The sequence below is a fragment of the Sorangiineae bacterium MSr11367 genome, from assembly GCA_037157805.1.
GTDB classification, from domain to species: Bacteria; Myxococcota_A; Polyangia; order Polyangiales; family Polyangiaceae; genus Pendulispora; species Pendulispora rubella.
Genome location: CP089983.1, coordinates 3,340,897 through 3,362,780 on the forward strand (window position 1 = coordinate 3,340,897; position 21,884 = coordinate 3,362,780).

A 21,884-nucleotide genomic window follows, 5' to 3' on the forward strand; every position below is an offset into this window, starting at 1 on the left:
ATTTGAGATGGGGATTGAAGATCGTCCTCAACCCCCAAAAAAAACTTCCCGCCTTCCCGTCTTCCTGTGAATCCTCTTTCTGGGATCTCAGAAGTTTTTGCCGTCGACTTGTTGGATGGGGTAGGCGCCGACGTCGACGCCCTCGAGACAGCGCGCGTTGATCGCCACCATTTCGGAGCCGTCGGGCTTCTGGCCGCGGGCGAATGATTCGATGCCGCAGGTCGAGCAGAACAGGTGGTGGATCATCTTCTTGTTGAACTGATAATCCTGCAGGGCGTCGTTGCCTGCGAGAAGACGGAACTGGTCGGCGCCCACGAAGGTCAAGAGGTGAGCCCGCTTCGAGCACATCGAGCAGTTGCACTGCATGAGCTTGTCGATTTCAGCCGTGACTTCGTAACGAACTTTGCCGCAATGGCAGCCGCCTGAGTACGTTTTCATCGCTTTCACGAACCATCATACGAGCAAGTCGTCAAGGGATGGACGTGGGACGGTTCGCGTCGAGAGCGTGGACGATTTCGGCGATGGATTTGTTCGCGTAATGCTCCTTCGCCGCTTCGACGGTGGAGAAGGAGCGCGACTTCATGCGGTCGATGTACAGGGTGCCGCCAATGTGATCGACCTCGTGCTGTAGGATGCGGGCGGGCCAGCCGCGCACCCGCCACGTTTGCGGCGCGGCGTTCTCGTCGAGGCCGGTCACCTCCACCTCGAGGTAACGCTCCACCAGGGCGACGTAGCCGCTGACGCTCAGGCAGCCCTCGAAGAACGTCGCGGTCTCGTCGCCGATGGGCGTGAGCACCGGATTGACGAAGACGCGCGTGGGGAAGGCAACGCGCCCGCGGAGGGCGCGCTCCTCCGGACTCAATTGCGTCAGGAATTCCTCGCGGTCTTCCAGCACGATGAGGCGGAGGGGAATGCCAATTTGCGGGGCGGCCAGGCCCACACCCGGGGCCTGGCGCATCACGTCGATCATCGTTTGGACCAGGTCGCGGAATTCCTTGGTGGCGATTCGCGCCGGGTCGACGTCGTGCGCGGCCCCACGCAACACGGGGGCGCCGATTTGGACGATCGGGACCAACGGGGAAGCGGTCATACGATCTATATAGCCTGCGGCGTGCACTGAAGCTCGACGACCGTGCCCGGCGCCGGCTTTCCGCCGGTGGAGAACCGGATCGAGCGCTCGCATTTGGCGGCCGGCTGGCTTGCCCGCGTGACGTAGCACCAACCGGGCGCGGGTGATGACTCGCAGGAGCCCTGCACGAGATCCGCGGAAAGCAGCTGCTTCAGCGCGCACACGGGAAGGGCGAGCGATGCGGCGTCGGCGTTTGCGGCCTTCTGGTTCTCCCGGAAGCGCGTCAGGGCCGAGGCCTCGGGCTGCTCGAGCCCCTTGGCGGGATCGCACGCGGTGGCCTGCTCGCCCGCCGGAAGCAGCTCGAGCAACCTGCAGTCGACCGTGCCGTTTTCCCGAGGGGCCAATGCCGTGGGCAGGCACTGCTCGGGGCCGAAGGCCGACTTCATGTGGCTGACCAGCGCTTCGATCGCGGGGCGGTAGCCGTATTCGGGCCTGTTCACATCCATGGTGCGCGGGCATGCCGAGGCGACCACGCCCTGCGGGCCGAGTGCCTTCGCCACGGCGAGTGCGTTCACGCTGGGATAGGCCTTGCCGCGCACCTGCATCGACGGACGCGTCGGATCGCAAATCGACGAGTCCGATTGCTGGGTGCATTCGCATCCGTCCGGTGAAGCCGAGCAATCCTTCGGGGTGGCGAGCGGGTAGGTGCATGCATACTGCAAGTCCTGCCCACGCGTATCCCATTCACGGGGCAGCGCATCATCGGGCGCTGGGAGTCCCTCGCGCTTGGTGATCGACTCGCGCATGTGCGGATCGAGTCCGTTGAAATCGTAGTGGAACGGGTCGGCCCCGAGGATGCGCTTCCAATCCGCCTCGTCGAGCGTGTTCTTCAACGACCCGGTGTTGTTGGTGAACCGACCCGGCTCGGTGGTGAGAAGCTGCCAGGGCACACCGCCGATGAGCGTGAAAAAGACCATGTCCGGCGTGCGCGGGCCGCGCGGCAGGTTGCACAGCTGCGATGTGTCCGACGCGCTCGAGGGGAGGTCGCGCGCGAAAAGCGGGTTGCTGCAATTGGCATCGCCCAAGTACGCGAGTGCGTCGCCGGGGTGCTCCCCATCGCGGTTGGGGATGCGCACTTGGGAGAGCCCGCGAACGTAGCGCTCGATGGGGTAACGTGCGTCGACGCCGAAGCGCCGCTTCATGTCGAAGAAGCGCAGGGCGGGGGGATCGGCCTCGTCGCCCAGGGCCGCCGCGCACTCGGGACGGCTGCTGGCCGTCGCGAGAAAGCAGGTCGTGCACGCGGGGTCGTTCGGATGGGTCGCGCACGGGCTCGTACCGCCTTTGACGTGCGCGGAGCTCTGGTACTGCCACGCTCGGCCGGCCAAGGCTCGCGGGTCGAGCGAAGCTTCGTTTTCGTCGGTCAGCATGATGACGGCGACGATCGAATCGGGCCGGAGAAAATCGCGGCGCTGCCTGAGAATGTCGGAATCGATGCCCCGCAGCACGGTGCTGTCGCCCTCGCGCTCGGCCGTCGCATACGGATCGGGCTGCACCAAGAAGCGGTACATGCTCTCGAGCTGCGCCTCGAAGCCGCACCCGTGATTGCCCACGCCGCGCACCAAGTTGGACAGATCCTGGGTGAGCTTCTCGACGCTCGGTTCCGTGGTGGCGCCGTCGACGGGCCTCTTGCCTTGATTCTCCTGCGTCTCGGGAAGCCACGTGAGGAAGTTGCTCGGCTTGGAGAGCGCGGCAGGCTGGCCCCTGGCGACACGCGCGAGCAGATGCCCGCGGTCGTCGTTTTCCGGTTCCGTGCGCGGGCAGATGTCGGCGAAGGTTCCGAGCGACGATGACACGATGCCGACGTGCAAATCGTGAATCGGCGCGAATTCGGGTTTGCCGCCCACGCATTTGCCCATGGCATCGGCCGATGCACCGGTGGGCGCGCCCTCGTCGTTCACACAACGAGGCGTGAGAAGTCGCGCGAGCAAGTCGGGGATGGCGTCGGCCAGAATGGCCTCTTTGTCGCCCATCGAAAACGAATTATCGACTGCGAGCAGCAGGTCGACCTTGTCGATGGCCTGCGTGCGAATGGCGTAATCTTGCGTGGTGTTGCCGCCGCCGTCGTCGGGCGACGAACTCGCGCTACAGGCAGCGCAGGCTGCAACGACGGCGAACGCACCGAGGTGGCGCCGGGGCCAAGAGAAGAGCATGGGTGAAACTCCTACCGAACGAAGAAAAGTCGTGTTCGGCAGGTTTAGCCCATGACCCCGCTTTCGTCACGGTGCTTTGGCGATGGAGTCGATGACCAGCCGGCCTTGTCGATCCGCGGAAAAGGAGAACGTGACGCGATCCCCCACGTCGAGGCCGGACGATTGCTCGGAGCTCTGAAATTCGAAGGCCATCGTCATCGCGGCCATGAAGCCTTCGATGGGATCGTGCGCGATGTTGACGTAGCTTCGGCCCGATCCGAAGGAGCGAATCACGCCAGACGCTTCGTGTTTGGATGCTTCGTTTTCGGCGGCGGGCATCGGTTGGCGCCGCGCATCGAGCCACACGACGACCCCGACCACGGCCGCCGTGAGGAGGATCCACGCCGAGAGCGCCCAGGGGAGGTGTCGCCGGAGAAAGGAACGTGTTTCCGTCACGGCGTTTACTTCTTCGTGATGGCGTCGATGAGACGGCGTCCGTCCTCCGTTGCGGTGAACGTGAATGCCACGTTGTCACCGACGGCGAGCCCTTCGAGCTGGCCCGAGCCTCGCGGCTCGAAGGACATGGTCATGGCCATCATGTAGCCCTCGATCTTCTCGTGGGCGATGTTCACGAATTTTCGTTCGGGCCCGAACGATCGCACCACACCCCGCGCCGTGTGCGTTTCCGAGCCACACGCTTCGGCGACGGGCGGACGTACGCCATGTGCGAGCGCCGAGGCGGACGCGACGAGGAACGCGACGAAGAGGGCACGGGGAACGAACAACCGCATGCCGCCCTTCTGTCACGTTCCCGTCGCGTTGGGGAGCGGCAAAATGTCGCGTCGACGTCTACACGAGAAGCGAGTCGAGGAACGGATTGGCAAAAATGCGATGCGGATCATAGCCATCCAGGATCGTGAGGGCCGTATCCCAATCATCGCCCCGCGCTTGGCCGGCACGGAACGTGTCCGGGATGGCGCTGGATAGCACCGCTTGGTTGGTCCACGCGCCGGTGTCGGTGTGTGCCCAGCCTTTGGACCATTCGGGGCGCACGCTGGCGTAGGAGCCGGAAAAGTTGGTCCACATCCAGCGCTCCATCTCCGCATAGAACTCGTTCGCGTGCGGCATCTTCGGGATGGTGAGCATGTTGATCCACACGCACGTGTCCCACTCGGGATGGTCGGGCCGCGGTCTCGCGACGGAGAGCAACGGCGATTGCGCGCCGGCGACCTGCACGTCGCGCGCCTGATCGAGCCCCGTAATGCGGATTTCGAGCGGGGCGCTCATGGGGAATTGGCCTTTGAGCTGATAGGCGCAGATGGCCCGCGTGTATTCGGCGTATACCTCGGAGACGACGCGCTGGAGGTTCTCACGCGACGTCACGATGGCGAGCCCCAAGGCGGCCACGCGCAACGTGGTGGCCTTGGCGTAGAGCAAGACGTCTTTGGACCAGCCCCAGAGATCCCACGTGCCCGAGGCAATGAGGCCCGCGCCGGCGGCGCCCGTGAACAAATTGGCGAGCAGCGGCGTGAGGAAGGCCGCGCCGGCGTTGATCTTCTCGATGCACTCGGATTGCTCCTGGCTGATCGAATTGGCAAATCCGTAGTTGTAGGGCTTGCGCACGTGGCGGGCGAGCCAAGGTTTTTCCGGCGCCAGCGACCAAACCTTGATCCATGGCACGGTGGTGAAGGGGAACCAGATGGCCTCGACCCGTCCCGCTTTTTCGGTGAGGGCGGCCAAGGAGTGCGGACCCGCGGAGGCCGGCGGCGCGAAGACGACGCGCGCGGGAATGTCGTACCAACTCTGGCAGCGCAGGCGCGCGTTGGTGCCGACCTGCAAGGTGACCTCGGTGACGAAGGCGCGCCCGAGGTGCACGAGGAAGGCGCGAATGTCCGGATCGTTTCGCTGGAAGGTGCGCAGTACGTATTCGCTGCGGGATGCGTCCCAGACCACCGCGGTGATCGAGAGGATCAAATTGGACAACGAGCCATACGTCTGTCCCGGTGTCGGGGTTTCTCCGCGCGCAGGAATGGCCGTGCCGTGCGCGCCAATCGCCAAAAGGCCGCCGACGGTGATGTCACCCGGGGCGGGGATGGCCGCGAAACCGAGGCCGCGCGCCTCGAGTTCCTCGAGCACCCGCGCCATCAGTGTGCCCGCACCCGCCGTGACCGACTTGACCTGCCCGCGGGCATCGACCCGCACGGAGGCGAGGCGTGTGGTGTCGACGAGGATGGTCTTCGAGACGTCGGCGCCATTCGGCAAAAGGACGGGAGACCAATTATGACTCATCCCCTTGGGACGAAGTCGATATCCACTTTGATGGGCCCAATTGACCAGGGCGACGACTTCTCGGGCATTCGCCGGAGCACACGTCCACACCCGTTCGACGGTGATTTGTTCGGACCAGTTCTGATACGCTTGTTGGTAGAGTCGAATGAAACTTGGAAAACGGGACGGCGCGGCCAATGTGGATGCCGCGCTGGCGACGGGAATTCGAAGCAGCGGAATGCCTTCCGCCCAGTTCATCATTCCCATCGCCGATGCGCCGGCTGCCGTCGCGAGGAAGCTCCGCCGAGATTTCGATGTCATATGTCTCCCCCCGTATTTCGAATGTCCGGAGCTTGCTCGATTCGTCCATCTTCAGGCAAGGCGAAGCGGAAAAATCTTCTGCACGTGCCGACGCGGACACCCGCCTTCGATGCTTCGAGCGCGTATCAGGCGGGCGGTGCCTTGTCGAGAAATCCAAATACGTGACGGATTTTGCCATTCTCCAATACCGCAACATCGAAGCCAATGGCGGCCGGTTCTTTGGACCCAGGCGGTCCAGCGTGCCATGTGAAGCGGACTTGGTCGTGGTGGGCGTCAATCGCACTACCGAGCGTAAAGACGATTCCTGGATATTTGGATTGCACGGCGGCAATGAAGCCATCGACCCCTTCGCACCCCGCGACGGCGGCCAATGGATCCGTGTAGGTGCAATCACTCGTGAAATTTTTCTCGATGACGGTGCGACGCGCGCTGGGATCGGTCTCGTTCCAGCTATCGAGGTATCCCTGCACCAAGTCACTGACGGATCGGCTCATGAGAGGCTCCTTGCTTCGGGTCGAAACGATCTTCGACACCACCCACCATGGTGCCCCAAGGGAAACGTCTCAATTACCTGCGAGGTAGGACGCGCTCCGCAAAGAAGAGGGGGATTTACAGGAAGACGGGAAGACGGGAAGGATTTGAGGTTTTCCAATTGGCTCAGTAGGCCAACTGGAAACCCTCAAAAAGCGTTCCGCGCGTCCCTGCCGTAAGTCCTTCCCGCCTTCCCGCCTTCATGTAAATTCTCTCTAGTTTTTCAGCAGGTCCGCGTGGCGGGTTTCGGGGGCGGCGAGCATGGCGGCGATGTTGATGACGAGGGCGCCGAGGAGGTAGAGGCTCACGGCGAGGGAGGTGCCGAAATAGGTGAGGAGCGCGAGGGCGATCATGGGGGCGAGTGCGCCACCGAGGATGCCCGCGGCTTGGTAGCTCAGAGAGGCACCGCTGTAGCGCAGGCGCGTGGAGAAGAGTTCGCTGACGAAGGCAGCCTGCGGGCCGTACATGGCGGCGTGGAAGAAGAGGCCGATGACCGCGGCCGCGAAGAGAAGCACCGCCTTCTTGGTGTCGAGCAAGTGGAAGAAGACGAAGCCCCATGCCGCAGCTCCGATCGCGCCGGCGATCGAGATGGGGCGGCGACCGTAGCGATCGGACAGCGCGCCGAAGAGGGGCATGAAGACGAGCTGAAATGCGGACCCGATGAGCACAGCATGCAGCGCAACCTCGCGCGGCAGACCCGCGTGCTGCGTGGCGTAGGTCACGATGAACAGTGCGAAGATGTAGTAGCAAACGTCGGAGCCGATGCGCGCGCCCAGCACGACCAAGAGCTCGCGCGGGTGTTGGCGCAGCACCTCGAGGAGCGGCATCTCGGGAACGTCGTGCTTCTGCCTGGCCTCGAGAAATAGAGGCGATTCGCTGATCGAGCGGCGGATCCAGAGGCCCACGACGATGAGCGCGGCGCTGAGCAAGAAGGGAAGGCGCCAGCCCCAGCGATGGAAGGCCTCGTCGGGCATCGCGGCCGAGAGCACACCGAGCACGCCGGCGGCGAGGAGGTTGCCCGCGGGGGCGCCCACTTGTGGCCAGCTCGCGGCCAAGCCGCGGCGCCCTTCGTGACTGTGCTCGATGGACATGAGCACGGCGCCGCCCCATTCGCCGCCGAGGCCGAGCCCCTGCAGGAAGCGCAGCGCGACCAGCAGAATGGGCGCGGCCACGCCGATGGAGTCGTAGGTCGGCAGAAGACCGATGGCAAAGGTGGAGGCTCCCATCAGCACCAAGGTGAAGATGAGGATGTTCTTGCGGCCGATCGTGTCGCCGAAGTGCCCGAAGATGGCCCCGCCGATGGGCCTCGCGACGAAGCCGACGGCGTACGTCGCCAGCGAGGCCAAGGTTCCTGCGAGCGGGTCGAACGTGGGGAAGAACAGCTTCTTGAAGATGAGCGCGGCGGCGAGACCGTAGAGAAAAAAGTCGTACCATTCGAGCGAGGTGCCCACGAGGCTCGCTATGACCACGCGGCGTGCCTTGCGGCTCACGTCACGGCTCCTTGCGCGGTGGGCCGTACCCACCGCCGCCGGGTGTGTGCAGCACGAAGACATCGCCGGCTTCGACATCGGCGGAGTCACAGCCGTTCATCTCGGTGATGCCGCCGCCCCCTCCCGTGTTGGAGCGTTCGACCCAGTTCTTTCCCAGGCCGCCGGGCGCGCCGCCGGCCATGCCGTACGGGGGGACGCGCCGGTGGCCCGAGAGCAGCGACACGGTCATCGGCTCGAGGAAGCGAATGCGCCGCGTTCCTCCGTCGCCGCCGCGCCATCGACCGTCGCCGCCGCTGCCCCGACGAATCGCGTAGCTTTCCAGCACGACGGGGTAGCGCCACTCGAGGATCTCGGGATCGGTCAGGCGCGAGTTGGTCATGTGCGTCTGCACCAGCGCGGTGCCCTCGAAGCCGTCCCCGGCGCCCGAGCCGCTGGCCACCGTCTCGTAGTACTGGTGCTTCGCATTGCCGAAGGTGACGTTGTTCATCGTGCCGGAGCCCTCCGCCTGAAGACCGAGCGCGGCGTACAATGCGCCGGTGATGGCCTGCGAGGTCTCCACATTGCCGGCGACCGTCGCCGCAGGGTACGACGGCGCGAGCATCGACCCTTCCGGGATGACCACCCGCAGCGGGCGAAAGCAGCCCGCATTGAGCGGGATATCGCCCTGCGCCAAGGTGCGAAACACGTAGAGCACCGCGGCCAGGGTGACCGATTTGGGCGCATTGAAATTGCTCGCGAGCTCCGCCGAGGTGCCCGTGAAATCGATGACCGCCGAGCGCGCGCCCGCATCCACGCGAATGGCCACTTCGATGCGTGCGCCGCTATCCATCTCATACGAGAATTGGCCATCGCGCAGCGCGGAAATGGCCGTGCGGACGGCCTCTTCGGCATTGTCTTGGACGTGCCCCATGTACGCCCGCACCGTGTCGAGCCCGAAGTGCCCAATCATCTTGCGGAGCTGGTGAATGCCCTCTTCGTTGGCCGCGACCTGCGCGCGCAAGTCGGCCAAGTTGCTTTTTGCGTTTCGCGACGGATACCGCGCGTCCTCGAGCCGTTGGCGGGTTTCGTCCTCGCGAAAGCGACCGCCCTGCACGAGAAGCCAATTGTCGAAGCGAACGCCTTCCTCTTCGATGTTCTTGCTGAACGGAGGCATCGATCCCGGCGTGATGCCGCCGATTTCCGCGTGGTGGCCGCGCGATGCGACGTAAAAGAGAATGTCCTTTTCGTCGTCACTCCACACCGGCGTGACCACGGTGATGTCCGGAATGTGCGTGCCGCCGTGGTACGGGTCGTTCACGGCATAAGCGTCGCCCGGTTCCATTCGGCCCGCGTTTCGGCGGAGGATCTCCTGCACGCTCTCCCCCATGGAGCCGAGGTGCACGGGCATGTGCGGCGCATTCGCTACGAGGTTGCCCTCGCTGTCGAAGATGGCGCACGAGAAATCGAGACGCTCTTTGATGTTCACCGAGTGCGCCGTATTTTCCAGCATGACGCCCATCTGCTCGGCGATGGACATGAACAAATTGTTGAAGATCTCGAGCATCACCGGGTCGACACTCGTGCCCATGGCATGCGTCTGCGCGCGGGGCTGGACCCGCGTCATGGTGAGGTAGTCGCCCTCGAGGAACGTGGCGCGCCACCCAGGCTCCACGACGATGGTGGCATTCGCCTCCGCGATGATGGCCGGGCCCTCCACGCCATCGCCCGGACGCAGGTCCTCGTGGCGGTAGATGCGCGACTCCTCCCATGCACCCTCGTGGAACATGCGCGCGATCCCGCACGATGCCAGCGCACCCTGCCGCGGGGCGCGCGCGCTGACGTGCGCGTCGGGCGCCTCGGCCGAGCCCACGACCGACACCGAGACGGCTTCGACGACGAGCGGCCGATCCATCGCGAAGGAGTAACGCTGTTGGTGCACGCGCTCGAAGTTCGCCATCATCTCCGCGCGCGGACCCCAGGGCACGGGCAAGCTCGAGTCCGTCCCCGCGTAGCGCAGGTGCACCCGGCGCGATTCCGAAATGGACGCGGCAGCCACTCCGTCGCCTTCGAGCTCGCGCCGCGCTTCCGCGCAGAGCGCATCGCCCGCGTCGGTGAGCGCGGGAACCAACGCGTCGGTGAGCTCGGCCTCGATGGCGCGCTCGCGCATCGCCACCGCGTCGGCCAGGCCCATGCCGTAGGCCGAGAGAACGCCGGCGAACGGCGGAAAGAGCACCTTGGTCATCCCGAGCTCGTCGGCCACCCGGCATGCGTGCTGGCCGCCCGCACCTCCGAACGTGGTGAGCGCGTAGCGCTTGATGTCGTGCCCGCGCTGAACCGATATCTTCTTGATGGCATTGGCCATGTTGGCCACGGCGATGCGCAAAAAGCCTTCGGCGATGTCCTCTACGGGTTTTCCCACGTCGGCGGCCATCGCCTCGAATTTCGCGCGCACCACCTCGGCATCGAGCGACTGATCGCCCGAGGGGCCGAACACCCGCGGGAAATACTCCGTTTGAATGCGCCCGAGCATCACGTTCGCATCGGTGACCGTGAGCGGTCCCCCGCGGCGATAGCACGCCGGGCCGGGCACCGCGCCCGCCGACTCGGGACCGACGCGCAGGCGGCTTCCATCGAAGGTGAGAATCGACCCGCCGCCCGCCGCCACGGTGTGGATGTTCAACATGGGCGCGCGCATGCGGACGCCGGCGACCTGCGCGAAGAACGTGCGCTCGAATTCGCCCTGGTAGTGCGAGACGTCGGTCGACGTGCCGCCCATGTCGAATCCGATGACGTGTGTCTCGCCGGCGCGTTCCGACGTCTTCGACATGCCCACGATGCCACCGGCCGGCCCCGACAGAACGGCGTCTTTGCCGCGGAAGCGATGGGCTTCGGCCAAGCCGCCGTTGGACTGCATGAACATGAGGCGCACGCCGGAGAGATCTTTTTCCACTTCGTCGACGTACCTGCGCAGAATCGGCGAAAGGTACGCGTCCACCACCGTGGTGTCGCCGCGCGGCACGATCTTCATGAGCGGGCTGCACTCGTATGAGGCGCTCACCTGGGTGAAGCCGATGCCGCGGGCCAACTCCACGAGCCGCCGCTCGTGCTCCGAATAGCGGTAGCCGTGCATGCAGACGATGGCCACCGAGCGAAGTCCTTCATTGTACACCGCACGCAATTGCTCGATGGCGGGTACCGGATCGAGCGGTGTGAGCACGGTGCCGTCGGCGGCGATGCGCTCGTCGACCTCGATGACCCGCGTGTAGAGCAGCTCGGGCAGCACGATGTGGCGGTCGAAGATCCGCGGACGATTCTGGTACGCGATGCGGAGCGCGTCGCCGAAGCCACGCGTGATGACCAGCGCCGTGGGCTCACCCTTGCGCTCGAGCAGCGCGTTGGTTGCCACGGTCGTGCCCATTTTTACGACGTCGATGCGTTCGGCCGGGATCGGCTCGCCTTCGGCGACGCCTAGGAAGTGCCGAATGCCGGCCAACGCCGCGTCGCGGTAGCGCTCGGGGGCGTGGGATAAGAGTTTGTGCGTGAAGATCGTACCGCTCGGGTCACGTGCCACCAAGTCGGTAAACGTGCCGCCGCGATCGATCCAGAATTGCCATTGCGAGGGTTGCTTCACAAAGTCAGGAATCTAGTCCGAGAGCGCCCGTGATGCTCTTCAACGTGGCGGCCTCCAGTGGAGACAGGCGCCCATCGACCGAGGCGGCGTCGATGAGTTGATCGACCAGTTGCCGCTTCTCGTCCTCGGGCAGCTCGGCCACGACTGCCTCGGCGGCGTCCCACCCTTCCAAGTCGAAGACGCTGCGCTTTTCCTCGGGCGAAAGACCATGCCGCTCCATCGTGCTCTCGAGCAGCTCGCGTTCGTTCTCGGTCATGATGCCGTCGGCGACGAGAACCTTGGTGAGGAGCAGACACTTGGCGATTCGTACGTCCATCGCCACGAGTCTAGTGGTCTTAATAGAAAGAGTCCGCCGGAAAATCGATGGGGATGTTCAGGGTGGAGCCTTCGACGATATCGAAAGGAACGAGGCGGATGTCGGTGGTTCGGGGTTGGCCCGCGGCATCTTCGAGGTGAACGTCGCCCGAATACGTGCCGGGCGGTAGCTCGATGGCCGTACCGAGGGCCGTGCAGTCTTGCCGATAATCGAGCGGGGACGGGCCGGCCAACACCGTGATGAAGATCCGCGCCGACGCGGACAATTGGCATTGCGCGGGATCGGCGGCGCCGTTGATCGTCCATCGAAGGGTCACGCTGCCCGTGTCCCTTCCGTAATGGTCATCGTCGTCGTCCGTATGAACGATGCACGATGTGCACGCCAACGCGAGCGCTGCGAGAGCCAGTGCCCAAGGCGCGCGCATCATGGCACCCGCACCGCCCTCGGTGTTCGCCCCGCGGGATAGGCCGGCTGACGGTATGCGGGTGGCGGCGCCGGCTGACGGTACGCGGGCGGCGCCTGCTGCACGTACGGGCGCTGGCGTTCGAGCGCGGGTGGCGGAGTGCGGTACGTCCTCCATCCCTGCGGCGTCGAGTAAACCCAATGATCGTGAACATAGTAATTGGGCCGTCCCTCATAAACGACATAGGGCTGGGAATAGACTTCGGCGCCATAGACGGTGGTATATGCAGGCTCGGGCGTCGTGTGCACGGTGCATTGCGTGAGCGTGAACGGTGCCAAGGCCGCAAAAAATGCGAGCGCGCCGAACAGCCCGGGGCGGGGAAGGTTCATGGCAATGCGCGGAGCTGCAGGGCGCGTGCCCCCTGGCAGGTGGAGGCGCAAATGGGCTGCAAATGGGGGCGCGGTGGCGGAACCAGACTGCCACGATGTGGCTCATCGTCTCGTGTTCGCGAAACACCTTGGCGACCCCGTCCGACAACAAGGCATCGGAACGATGATGACGGGCCGTACCACCCTGCGCATCGTTGCCGGCATCGCCTGCGCTTTCGTCTTGATCGCGGGCTGCTCAAGCACCGAAACCAACGGCGACCAACAAGGACTCGACAACCCGGGCAACGACGGCGGAGCTTCTGACGGCGGAAACCCCGGCAACCCCATGAACGATGGCGGGGCCGACACGGGTCCCGTATCGCGTTCCGATGGCGGCAAATCCGACGCCGGCAAACCCGACGCTGGCGGTCGCGACGCGGGAACCCGCGACAGCGGTACCGATCCGGTGCCCATCGATGCGGGCGATCCTGGCCCAACCTGTACGGCGACCTCGGGCGATCCCGCATGCGATCCCTGCCTCGCCGAATATTGCTGCGAGCCGGCGGAGACGTGCCGCGCCAATCCCGAGTGCAACGCCATCGTCGAGTGCGTCCAAAGCAAGTGCCAGAAGGGCGACAACGGATGCATTTACGGGTGCTACACGGCCCACCCCCGCGGCCAGGCCGACGTCACCAAGTTGGCGCAATGCCTCCAGCGCAATTGCTCGGCGACCTGCTCCTTATAATTCTGGAAAGGTGAACCAGAAGGGGCTATCCGTGGGAAAATCCCATGAAGCGTCTTCTTTTCGTCCTTCCGTGCATTCTATTCGCGTGCGGTTCGGAAACCGCGTCCAGCCCACAGGCCAAGCAAGCCGCGCAGCCCGCGGCTTCGGCGGCCGCGACACCGCCCGCGCCGGCGAAAACGGAGCCGGTGCCGCCGGTGGCCGCGAAAGTCAAACATACCGAGAGCCTTCATGGGCAGGAGCGCTCGGACGACTATTTCTGGCTCCGCAAGAAGGATTCACCCGAGGTGCTGGGCTACCTCGCCGCCGAAAATACCTATACGCGCGACATGATGCACTCCACCGAGGGCCTGCAGGAGCAGCTCTACAAAGAGATGCTCGCGCGCGTCAAAGAGACCGATCTCTCGGTGCCGGTCAAGCGAGGTGATTATCTTTATTACACGCGCACCGAGGCGGGGAAACAGTACCTCATTCACTGCCGCAAGAAAGCTACGGGCGACGGCGCCGAAACGGTGCTTCTCGATTTGAACGAAATTGGGAAAAGCGAAAAGTACGTCGGACTGGGGTTCTTCGAAGTCTCGGACGACGGAAACCAACTCGCCTATGGCTTGGATACCACGGGGTATCGCCAATTCGTTTTGCACGTCAAAGACCTGAAGACCGGGAAACAATCGTCCGAGCGCATCCCGCGCGTCGACAGCATGGCCTGGGCCAAGGACAACAAGACGATCTTGTACGTCACCGAGGACGCGACCACGAAGCGGCCCAATCAGCTTCATCGCCACGTGCTCGGGCAAGACGCTTCCAAAGACGAACGGGTGTACGAGGAGAAGGACGAGCGATTCACCCTCGACGTGACGCGTTCGCGGAGCAAGGAGTGGATCTTCGTCAGCTCGGAGAGCAAGACCACGACCGAGGCGCGCATCGTCCCCGCGGCCAAGCCGAAGGCGGCGCCTGTGGTTCTGGCTCCGAGGGAGCAAGGGCACGAGTATTACGTCGACCACGGCGGCGGGCTCTTTTACATTCGCACCAATTCCGGTGGACGAAATTTCCGCCTCGTCACCGCGAAGGTGAGCGATCCGGCCCGCAGCAAGTGGAAGGAGGTGCTCCCGCACCGCGAGGACGTGATGCTCGAGGACATCGGCGTTTTCTCCGACCACTACGTGCTCCACGAGCGGCAGGACGCATCGCCCGTGATTCGCATCGTGCACACCGACGCGGCGCACGCCGGGCAAACGGAGCGGGTCGACATGCCGGAGCGCGTGTACGCGATTCGACGCGAGGAGAATCCGGAGTTCGGGAGCAAGCTCTATCGCTTTGGTTACGAGTCGTACATCACGCCGCCATCGGTGTTCGACTACGACGTGGCCACGCACGAGAAAAAACTGCTCAAACGCACCGAGGTGCTGGGCGGCTACGATCCGTCGAACTACGAGAGCGAACGCCTCTACGCCACCGCGCGTGATGGCGCCAAGGTGCCCATCTCGGTGCTCTACAAGAAGGGTTGGAAGCCGGATGGCTCGCATCCCATGCTCCTCAACGCCTACGGCTCGTACGGCTATCCGTATCCTTTGAGGTTCAACTCGAACCGCTTCTCCCTGGTCGACCGGGGCGTGGCCATCGCCGTGGCGCACATCCGTGGTGGCGGCGATCTCGGGAAGAAGTGGCACGATCAAGGCCGCATGATGGCCAAGATGAACACGTTCACCGACTTCATCGATTCGGCGGAGTACCTGATGAAGGAAGGGTGGGTGGACAAGAACAAGCTGGCCATCGAGGGGGGAAGCGCGGGCGGGCTGCTCATGGGCGCGGTCACCAACTTGCGGCCGGAGCTCTTCAAAGCGGTCATCGCCCACGTGCCGTTCGTGGACGTCATCAATACGATGCTGGACGAGTCGCTACCTTTGACCGTGGGCGAATTCGAAGAATGGGGAAATCCCAAGATCAAAGAGCAATACGATTACATGATGACGTATAGCCCTTACGACAACGTGGCGCCGAAGAATTACCCGACGATGCTCGTGCGCACGTCGTACAACGACAGCCAAGTCATGTATTGGGAGCCTGCCAAGTACGTTGCCAAGCTGCGCGCGACCAGCACGGGGAAGAATCCGTTGCTCTTCAAGATCAACATGGACCCAGCTGGTCACGGCGGGCAATCGGGGCGCTACGACAAGCTCCGAGATGCCGCGTTCGACTACGCGTTTCTACTTGGTCAGCTCCGGTAGCTCCCAGACCAATTTTACCTCCGGGTCCTTGCCGGAGTAGTCGTCGGAGACTTCGAGCAACTCGGCCATGCGTGCCTGCCAGGGCACGTTGGCCGGGTGCTCGCGCAGGTACGCGCGCATGCGCGTGTAGTCGTCGCACTCCACGAGATGAAAGAGCTCGCGCCCGCTGCGCCAGATGCGCCATCCGTACACGCCCGCGGCGCGCAGGGCGATGTCGAGATCGTCGGGGATCTCGGCGTGGATTTTGTCGTACTCCTCTTCTTTTCCGGGGCGAAGTCTCGTGTGAAGCGCGATGATTTGCATGCTCCGAGGCTACACCACCCAACCGATTTTCAAACGATCTCGCCGGCCCCGGCGCAGAGGGAGGTGCTCACCCGCCACAGTTTCTCGGCCAGCGCATCGTCTCGGCCCAGCGGAGCCGGCTCGACCAGGCGATTTTTCTCGTAGTAGCCGCCGTTCTTGCCCTCCACCTCGGGGCTCGTCGCGAGGTACACGATGGTGTCGCCTCCTTGCTCGGGGGTGATCATGAAGCGCTTGGCCACCGCCAGAACGGGCTTTGCGAACCACGGGGCGTGGCTCCAAATGTTGGTGGCCACCTCGCCCGGGTGCAGGCTGTTGACGGTGATCCCGGTGCCCGCGAGCTTCTTGGCCAGCTCGCGCGTGAAGAGCACGTTGCCCAGCTTGGAGCGCCGGTACGCGCGCATGATTTGGTATCCCTTTTCGAGCTGCAGATCGTCGAAGTCGAGATCGGCCCCGCGGTGGCCATCGCTGGAGACGTTCACGATGCGCGCGGGGGCGGCCGCCTTGAGCAGATCGAGCAATAGGTTGGTCAGCAGGAAGTACCCGAGGTGGTTCACCGCGAAGGTCTGCTCCAAGCCGTCCACCGTTACCTGCCGCCGATCGCTCACCGAGCCGGCGTTGTTCACGAGCACGTCGAGCCGCGTGTGCGACCGACGAAACTCCTCCGCGAGCTCGCGGATCGCAGCCTGCGACGAAAAATCGCATCGCATCGACGTCACCTGCCGGGAGCCTGCGCGCTGCGTCACTTCCGCGACGGCCGCGTCGAGCTTCGGGCGGCTGCGCCCGACCATCACCAGCCGGGCACCCATGCGCGCGAGCTTGACCGAAGCTTCCAGCCCGATGCCGGAGTTGGCCCCGGTGACCAGTACCACTTTGTCCGCGAGTTCGGCCATGGCATAGAGTCTACCCTGCATGACTGCCATCAGTGAAGCCGCCGTGACGCCCGCCGCACCTGCACGGATGCCGCGGCAGATCCCGTTCATCATCTCCAACGAGGGGTGCGAGCGATTCAGCTTCTACGGGATGCGCAACATCCTCACGCCCTTTCTGGTCGGCAGTCTTCTGCTGTACCTGCCGGAGTCGGAGCGGGGATCCATGGCCAAGGAGGTGTTTCACTCCTTCGTCATCGGCGTGTACTTCTTTCCGTTGCTCGGAGGCTGGCTGGCCGACCGGTTCTTCGGGAAGTACAACACGACCCTCTGGTTCAGTCTGATCTATTGCGCCGGGCACGCGTGCCTCGCGGCGTTCGACAACAATCGCTATGGCTTTTACGCCGGGCTGTTCCTGATTGCGCTGGGCTCGGGCGGCATCAAGCCGCTCATCACGTCGTTCGTGGGCGACCAGTTCGATAAGAGCAATGCCCATCTGGCGAAAGTCGTATTCGACGCGTTCTATTGGATCATCAACTTCGGCTCGTTCTTCGCGTCGCTCTTGATGCCCATTTTTCTGCGCAAATACGGTCCGTCGGTGGCCTTCGGCATCCCCGGTATCTTGATGTTCGTCGCGACGTTCATCTATTGGAGTGGTCGCAAGCGGTACGTGATCATCCCGCCTTCGCCTCCGAAGCCGGACTCCTTTCTCAACGTCGTGCGCACGGCACTGCTCGCGCGCGAGCCGGGGCAGTCGCGTCCGGGGCTCGCCTTGGCCACCGTGGGCGCGGTGTTGGCGCTGGGGTCGTTTCTGCTGCTGCCGAAGATCGGTTTCGTTGCCGCGTTCTGCCTGGCGTTGGTGCTGCTCCTCGCGTTTGGCGGGGTGGGCACGTGGATGCAGCTCGATCGGGCCAAATCGAAGCACTCCGCGGAAGTATGCGAGGGCGTGCGTGCGGTTCTGCGCGTTCTGGTCGTCTTCGCGTTGGTGACGCCGTTTTGGTCGCTCTTCGATCAAAAGGCCTCCACGTGGATCCTCCAGGCGAACAAGATGTCCACGCCCGATTGGTTCCAGCCCGCGCAGATGCAGGCGCTGAACCCCGCGCTGGTGATGACGCTCATCCCCTTCAACAACGCGGTCCTGTTTCCGCTGCTGCGGCGTTTCGGGATCGAACCCACGGCGCTGCGCCGCATGACCACGGGCATCGCCTTTACCGGGCTGGCTTGGATCGTCGTCGGCTCGATGCAGCTCGTGATGGATCGGGGCGAGGTGCTCTCGATCACGTGGCAGATCTTGCCTTACGCCTTGCTCACCTTCGGCGAAGTGCTGGTGTCCGCGACAGGGAACGAGTTTGCCTACAGCCAGGCGCCCGTGTCCATGAAAGGGGTCATCATGGCGTTCTGGCTCCTCTCGAACACGGTGGGCAATCTCTGGGTGCTTTTGGTCAACGCCAGTGTCAAAAGCGAGGCCGTCACCGCGAAGATCGCGAGCACCGGTATCAGCGTCACCGCCTTCCAGATGTTCTTCTTCGCGGGCTTTGCGCTGGTGGCGGCGGCGGCCTTCGGTTGGTACGCGTACGGCTACCGCGTGGTGAATCACTACCGCAAGGCGTGAGCCTCGAAGGCGCGGCGCATGGCGTGGCGCAGCCACGTGTGCGCCGGATCGCCGTCGAAGCGTGGGTGCCAGCTCTGGGCGATGGTGATGGGGTCGAGCGGGAAGGGGATGGCGAGGATGCGAAGGCCGAGCACGGGCGCGATGCGCTGAGCGAGGCGATCCGGGGCGATGGCGATGCGATCGCTGTTCGCCGCCGCCCAGGCCGCGGCGAGGTACGAGGGAAAGACGCGCTCGACCCGACGCTGAAGGCCCAGATCGGCGAGGATGGCATCGATGGGGCCTTTCGCTTTGCCGCGTCGTGAGATGCCGATGTGGCCCGCGGCGGTGGCGAAGCGCTCGGGCGTGAGGCGCTTGCGCGTGAGGCGATGGTCGGCGCGCACGATGGCGACCACCTGATCGCGGTACAAAGTCTGGATGCGCATCTCGGGTCCGAACCCGCTTTGCACGCCGATGTCGAGATCGAGCTCCCCCGCGCGCAGCGGTGCATCGTCCTCCGCGCCGGGGCCCTCGGGGATGATGGCGACGCGGACACGGGGCGCCTCCTTGCCGGCGATGGCATCGAAGGCGTCGCCGACCGCCACGGAGAGGTAGTCGTTCGCACGGATGGTGAACGCCCGATCGAGCTTCGTGAGATCGAGCGGCTCGTCGGGCCGCAAAATGCTCTGCACTTCATCGGCGGCCGCGCGCACGCGTTCGCGCAACGCGAGGGCGCGGGGCGTGGGCACCATGCGATGGCCAGCGCGGACGAAGAGCGCATCCCCCGTGGCCTCGCGCAGGCGGGCGAGGGTGCGGCTCATCGCCGGTGGACTGAGGTTCATCCGCCGCGCGGCACCGAGGACGCTTCCCTCGCGCAAAAGGGCGTCGAGCGCGAGAAGCAGGTTCGCATCGATGGAGTGCATGGAACGCATTTATATCGTGCTTTCAGTGCACTGGATGCATGTGATTCGCTCTTTACATTTCATGCCATGACGCGACTTTTGCTGCCTCTCTGCACGGTTCTCTTCCTTTGCTATGCCACCATTGGCCTGCCCTTGCCCGTGCTCCCCGGGCACGTTCATCACGCGCTCGGTTTCGACGCCTTGCTCGTAGCGCTCACCATCGGCGTTCAATCCGTCTCGACCTTGGCGACCCGTCACATGGCGGGGACGATGGTCGATGTGCGCGGGCCGCGCAGGGCGGTGTTCGCCGGGGTGCTCGTATGCGCGCTGGCCTGTGGCGTGTACCTCGTCTCGATTCCGTTTGCTGCCCATTCGCCGGCGGCGAGCCTCGACGTGCTCCTCTTGGGGCGTGCCATTCTCGGCCTGGGAGAAAGCCTCGCCACCACGGGCGTGCTCTCGTGGGCCGTGGCCTTGGTCGGACGCGAACGCGCCGGCCGTGCCATGGCGTGGGTGGGCATCTCCATGTACGGAGCGCTCGCCGTCGGCGCGCCGGTGGGGGCCGCCATTGCGAAGGCTTACGGTTTCGCCGGCGTCTCGCTGGCCGCCATGGTAGCGCCGCTTCTGGGCATCGCGGTGATGCGCGCCATCCCCGAGGTGAAGCCCACGGGCGCCGCGCGCGCGCCGTTTCATCGCGTCCTCGGCGTGGTCTGGCGCCAGGGCGCGGGCCTCACCCTGGCGACGCTCGGCTTCGGGACCCTCGCCGCCTTCGGGCCGCTCTACTACCAGGCGCACGGCTGGTCGGGATCCGCCGCGGCCCTCACCGCCTTCGGCGCCGCGTACATCGTGGCGCGCCTCTTCTTTGGCACCTTTCCCGATCGCTTCGGCGGCGCGCGTGTGGCCGTGGTCTCGCTGGCCGTCGAGATCGTCGGACAGCTCTTGCTCGCGCAGGCGAGCAGCCCCGCGGGCGCCATGGCCGGTGCCACGCTCACCGGATTTGGCTTCTCGCTGGTCTTTCCGTCGCTCGGCGTGGAAGCCGTGCGGCACGCACCGCCCGCGAACCGCGGTGTCGTGCTCGGCGCCTACGTGGCCTTCTTCGACGTGGCCATCGGTCTGTTGGTCCCGCTTTCGGGCGGCTTGGTGCGGGCCATGGGCTACGGCGCGGCCTTCGTCGCGGGCGCCGCAGCCTCGGGCTTGGCCGTGGTCTTGACCCTCAGCCCTTCGAGATTTTCTTTTCCACGAACAGCACGTGTTTCCGAGCAACCGGATCGTACTTCTTGATCTCGAGCTTGCCCTGCATGGTTCGCTTGTTCTTCGTGGTCACGTAGCTGTAGCCCGTGCCGGCGGTGGAGACGAGCTGGATGGTGTCGCGCATGATGGTGATGTAACAGTACTCAAATAGTATTTGCAACACAGTTACATTTATGACTGAATGGCGGCCCATGGAACGACTGCCCGTTACGGTGCTCTCGGGATTCTTGGGCGCCGGCAAGACCACCCTGTTGAACCACGTCCTCACCCAGCGCGAGGGCCGCCGCGTGGCCGTCATCGTCAACGACATGAGCGAGGTGAACATCGACGCCCAGCTCGTCAAAATGGGCGGCTCCTCGCTCGATCGCACCCAGGAAAAGCTGGTGGAGATGTCCAACGGCTGCATCTGCTGCACCCTGCGCGAAGACCTTTTGATCGAAGTGGGGCGCCTGGCCAAGGAAGGGCGATTCGACAGCCTGCTCATCGAATCCACCGGCATTTCCGAGCCCATGCCCGTGGCCGCGACGTTTTCGTTCCGCGACGAGGCGGGCTTCTCCCTGTCGGACATCGCGAAGCTCGACACCATGGTGACGGTGGTCGACGCGGTGAACTTTCTCTCCGAGTACGTCTCGGAGGACGACCTGCAGACGCGCGGCATGGCGCTCTCGGAGGACGATGCGCGGAGCCTCGGCGACCTGCTCGTCGATCAGGTGGAGTTCGCGAGCGTGCTGGTCATCACCAAGACGGATCTCGTGCCGGCCGAGGACGTGGCGCGGCTCGAAGCTATTTTGCACCACCTGAACCCCGATGCGCGCATCGTGCGGGCGGCCCACGGCCGGGTGCCGTTGCGCGAGGTGCTCCACACGGGGCTCTTCGACGAGGCGAAGGCCGCGTCGTCGGCGGGGTGGGCCAAGGAGATGGCGGGCATCCACACGCCCGAGACCGAGGAATACGGCATCGCGAGCTTCGTCTTTCGCGCGCGCCGGCCGTTTCATCCGCAGCGCCTGCACGATTTTCTCTGCACCGAATGGGAAGGCGTGCTCCGGTCCAAGGGCTTTTTCTGGCTGGCCACTCGCATGAACGAGGTGGGCTCCTGGTCGCAAGCCGGTGCGGCGTGCCAAACCGGCCGAGCGGGCTTCTGGTGGGCGGCCTCCCCGGAGTCGGATTGGCCGACCGCCCCCGAGGCGCTGGCCGAGATTCGCGCCGATTGGGCGCTACCCTACGGCGACCGCCGGCAGGAACTCGTGCTCATTGGCATGGATATGGACGAGGCGGACCTGCGTGCGGGTTTGCAGTCGTGTCTGCTCACCGATGCCGAGATGGCCGCGGGCACCGACGCATGGAGTCGATTGCCCGATCCGTTTCCCGCTTGGGGTGCGGAGGAAGAAGAAGAAGATTCGTCATCGGCTTCGTGAAACCGATCGGGGGCTGCGGCGTAGTGG

The 21,884-nt window shown here is 64.6% G+C and carries 21 protein-coding genes; 5 read left to right on the forward strand and 16 right to left on the reverse strand.

What is annotated here, in order from left to right; translation table 11 throughout:
• Positions 1-87 precede the first annotated feature (87 nt).
• The 12 genes from LVJ94_13460 to LVJ94_13515 all read right to left on the reverse strand — a co-directional run bounded on the left by LVJ94_13460 (position 88) and on the right by LVJ94_13515 (position 12,586).
• Entirely contained in the window at positions 88-447 is a 360-nt protein-coding gene (locus LVJ94_13460; protein WXB08238.1) for a GFA family protein, read from the reverse strand.
• A 22-nt stretch (positions 448-469) separates the two neighbouring features.
• The gene (locus LVJ94_13465) at positions 470-1,090 is read right to left on the reverse strand and encodes a peptide deformylase (GenBank protein ID WXB08239.1); all 621 of its coding nucleotides are present in this window, start codon (positions 1,088-1,090) and stop codon (positions 470-472) included.
• 5 nt (positions 1,091-1,095) lie between these two features.
• The gene (locus LVJ94_13470; protein WXB08240.1) at positions 1,096-3,279 is read right to left on the reverse strand and encodes a hypothetical protein; all 2,184 of its coding nucleotides are present in this window, start codon (positions 3,277-3,279) and stop codon (positions 1,096-1,098) included.
• A gap of 66 nt (positions 3,280-3,345) precedes the next feature.
• Complete coding sequence (locus tag LVJ94_13475; GenBank protein WXB08241.1) at positions 3,346-3,714, reverse strand: copper-binding protein; 369 nt, start codon at positions 3,712-3,714, stop codon at positions 3,346-3,348.
• 5 nt (positions 3,715-3,719) lie between these two features.
• Entirely contained in the window at positions 3,720-4,049 is a 330-nt protein-coding gene (locus tag LVJ94_13480; protein ID WXB08242.1) for a copper-binding protein, read from the reverse strand.
• Between the two features lie 58 nt (positions 4,050-4,107).
• Positions 4,108-5,847: an FAD-binding protein gene (locus tag LVJ94_13485; protein WXB08243.1), complete on the reverse strand. Its 1,740-nt coding sequence runs from the start codon at positions 5,845-5,847 to the stop codon at positions 4,108-4,110.
• A 125-nt stretch (positions 5,848-5,972) separates the two neighbouring features.
• Positions 5,973-6,341, reverse strand: a complete 369-nt coding sequence (locus LVJ94_13490) for a nuclear transport factor 2 family protein (protein WXB08244.1) — start codon at positions 6,339-6,341, stop codon at positions 5,973-5,975.
• A gap of 252 nt (positions 6,342-6,593) precedes the next feature.
• A complete protein-coding gene (locus LVJ94_13495; GenBank protein ID WXB08245.1) occupies positions 6,594-7,868 on the reverse strand; it encodes an MHS family MFS transporter in 1,275 nt (424 codons plus the stop codon).
• A gap of 1 nt (position 7,869) precedes the next feature.
• Positions 7,870-11,478, reverse strand: coding sequence for a hydantoinase B/oxoprolinase family protein (locus tag LVJ94_13500; protein WXB08246.1), 3,609 nt, complete (start codon positions 11,476-11,478; stop codon positions 7,870-7,872).
• A gap of 4 nt (positions 11,479-11,482) precedes the next feature.
• Entirely contained in the window at positions 11,483-11,794 is a 312-nt protein-coding gene (locus tag LVJ94_13505) for a TerB family tellurite resistance protein (protein WXB08247.1), read from the reverse strand.
• Positions 11,795-11,813: 19 nt separating this feature from the next.
• Positions 11,814-12,221 (reverse strand): hypothetical protein, encoded by a 408-nt coding sequence (locus LVJ94_13510; GenBank protein ID WXB08248.1) that lies wholly within the window; start codon positions 12,219-12,221, stop codon positions 11,814-11,816.
• On the reverse strand, positions 12,218-12,586 hold the full coding sequence (locus tag LVJ94_13515; GenBank protein WXB08249.1) for a hypothetical protein: 369 nt from the start codon (positions 12,584-12,586) through the stop codon (positions 12,218-12,220). Before LVJ94_13515 ends, LVJ94_13510 begins: the two co-directional genes overlap by 4 nt.
• A 163-nt stretch (positions 12,587-12,749) precedes the next feature.
• Between LVJ94_13515 and LVJ94_13520 the strand changes: the two genes are divergently transcribed.
• Both LVJ94_13520 and LVJ94_13525 read left to right on the forward strand, forming a co-directional pair.
• Entirely contained in the window at positions 12,750-13,310 is a 561-nt protein-coding gene (locus LVJ94_13520; GenBank protein WXB08250.1) for a hypothetical protein, read from the forward strand.
• 44 nt (positions 13,311-13,354) lie between these two features.
• Entirely contained in the window at positions 13,355-15,535 is a 2,181-nt protein-coding gene (locus tag LVJ94_13525; protein ID WXB08251.1) for a S9 family peptidase, read from the forward strand.
• Here the strand turns inward: LVJ94_13525 and LVJ94_13530 are convergent.
• Together LVJ94_13530 and LVJ94_13535 are read right to left on the reverse strand one after the other, a co-directional pair.
• On the reverse strand, positions 15,515-15,838 hold the full coding sequence (locus tag LVJ94_13530) for an L-rhamnose mutarotase (protein ID WXB08252.1): 324 nt from the start codon (positions 15,836-15,838) through the stop codon (positions 15,515-15,517). The genes LVJ94_13525 and LVJ94_13530 overlap by 21 nt on opposite strands.
• Positions 15,839-15,867: 29 nt before the next feature.
• Positions 15,868-16,749, reverse strand: a complete 882-nt coding sequence (locus LVJ94_13535; GenBank protein ID WXB08253.1) for an SDR family oxidoreductase — start codon at positions 16,747-16,749, stop codon at positions 15,868-15,870.
• On the opposite strand from LVJ94_13535, the gene LVJ94_13540 reads away from it, so the two are divergent.
• Positions 16,748-18,316, forward strand: coding sequence for an oligopeptide:H+ symporter (locus LVJ94_13540; GenBank protein WXB08254.1), 1,569 nt, complete (start codon positions 16,748-16,750; stop codon positions 18,314-18,316). The two genes, LVJ94_13535 and LVJ94_13540, sit on opposite strands and share 2 nt — an antisense overlap.
• Here LVJ94_13540 and LVJ94_13545 read toward each other — a convergent pair.
• Complete coding sequence (locus LVJ94_13545; GenBank protein ID WXB08255.1) at positions 18,301-19,215, reverse strand: LysR family transcriptional regulator; 915 nt, start codon at positions 19,213-19,215, stop codon at positions 18,301-18,303. The two genes, LVJ94_13540 and LVJ94_13545, sit on opposite strands and share 16 nt — an antisense overlap.
• Before the next feature lie 66 nt (positions 19,216-19,281).
• On the opposite strand from LVJ94_13545, the gene LVJ94_13550 reads away from it, so the two are divergent.
• On the forward strand, positions 19,282-20,472 hold the full coding sequence (locus LVJ94_13550) for an MFS transporter (protein WXB08256.1): 1,191 nt from the start codon (positions 19,282-19,284) through the stop codon (positions 20,470-20,472).
• Here LVJ94_13550 and rpmG read toward each other — a convergent pair.
• Positions 20,405-20,566 (reverse strand): 50S ribosomal protein L33, encoded by a 162-nt coding sequence (gene rpmG, locus LVJ94_13555; protein WXB08257.1) that lies wholly within the window; start codon positions 20,564-20,566, stop codon positions 20,405-20,407. The genes LVJ94_13550 and rpmG overlap by 68 nt on opposite strands.
• 67 nt (positions 20,567-20,633) lie before the next feature.
• Between rpmG and zigA the strand changes: the two genes are divergently transcribed.
• The gene (gene zigA / locus LVJ94_13560; GenBank protein ID WXB08258.1) at positions 20,634-21,857 is read left to right on the forward strand and encodes a zinc metallochaperone GTPase ZigA; all 1,224 of its coding nucleotides are present in this window, start codon (positions 20,634-20,636) and stop codon (positions 21,855-21,857) included.
• Positions 21,858-21,884: the final 27 nt, after the last annotated feature.

Coding starts and splice junctions, on each gene's coding strand:
- LVJ94_13470 (WXB08240.1), bottom strand. CDS start 3,279: ATGCTCTTCTCTTGGCCCCGGCGCCACCTCGGTGCGTTCGCCGTCGTT.
- LVJ94_13465 (WXB08239.1), bottom strand. CDS start 1,090: ATGACCGCTTCCCCGTTGGTCCCGATCGTCCAAATCGGCGCCCCCGTG.
- LVJ94_13520 (WXB08250.1), top strand. CDS start 12,750: ATGATGACGGGCCGTACCACCCTGCGCATCGTTGCCGGCATCGCCTGC.
- LVJ94_13515 (WXB08249.1), bottom strand. CDS start 12,586: ATGAACCTTCCCCGCCCCGGGCTGTTCGGCGCGCTCGCATTTTTTGCG.
- LVJ94_13490 (WXB08244.1), bottom strand. CDS start 6,341: ATGAGCCGATCCGTCAGTGACTTGGTGCAGGGATACCTCGATAGCTGG.
- LVJ94_13540 (WXB08254.1), top strand. CDS start 16,748: ATGACTGCCATCAGTGAAGCCGCCGTGACGCCCGCCGCACCTGCACGG.
- LVJ94_13505 (WXB08247.1), bottom strand. CDS start 11,794: ATGGACGTACGAATCGCCAAGTGTCTGCTCCTCACCAAGGTTCTCGTC.
- rpmG (WXB08257.1), bottom strand. CDS start 20,566: ATGCGCGACACCATCCAGCTCGTCTCCACCGCCGGCACGGGCTACAGC.
- LVJ94_13510 (WXB08248.1), bottom strand. CDS start 12,221: ATGATGCGCGCGCCTTGGGCACTGGCTCTCGCAGCGCTCGCGTTGGCG.
- LVJ94_13550 (WXB08256.1), top strand. CDS start 19,282: ATGACGCGACTTTTGCTGCCTCTCTGCACGGTTCTCTTCCTTTGCTAT.
- LVJ94_13480 (WXB08242.1), bottom strand. CDS start 4,049: ATGCGGTTGTTCGTTCCCCGTGCCCTCTTCGTCGCGTTCCTCGTCGCG.
- LVJ94_13535 (WXB08253.1), bottom strand. CDS start 16,749: ATGCAGGGTAGACTCTATGCCATGGCCGAACTCGCGGACAAAGTGGTA.
- LVJ94_13525 (WXB08251.1), top strand. CDS start 13,355: ATGAAGCGTCTTCTTTTCGTCCTTCCGTGCATTCTATTCGCGTGCGGT.
- LVJ94_13530 (WXB08252.1), bottom strand. CDS start 15,838: ATGCAAATCATCGCGCTTCACACGAGACTTCGCCCCGGAAAAGAAGAG.
- zigA (WXB08258.1), top strand. CDS start 20,634: ATGGAACGACTGCCCGTTACGGTGCTCTCGGGATTCTTGGGCGCCGGC.
- LVJ94_13545 (WXB08255.1), bottom strand. CDS start 19,215: ATGCACTCCATCGATGCGAACCTGCTTCTCGCGCTCGACGCCCTTTTG.
- LVJ94_13485 (WXB08243.1), bottom strand. CDS start 5,847: ATGACATCGAAATCTCGGCGGAGCTTCCTCGCGACGGCAGCCGGCGCA.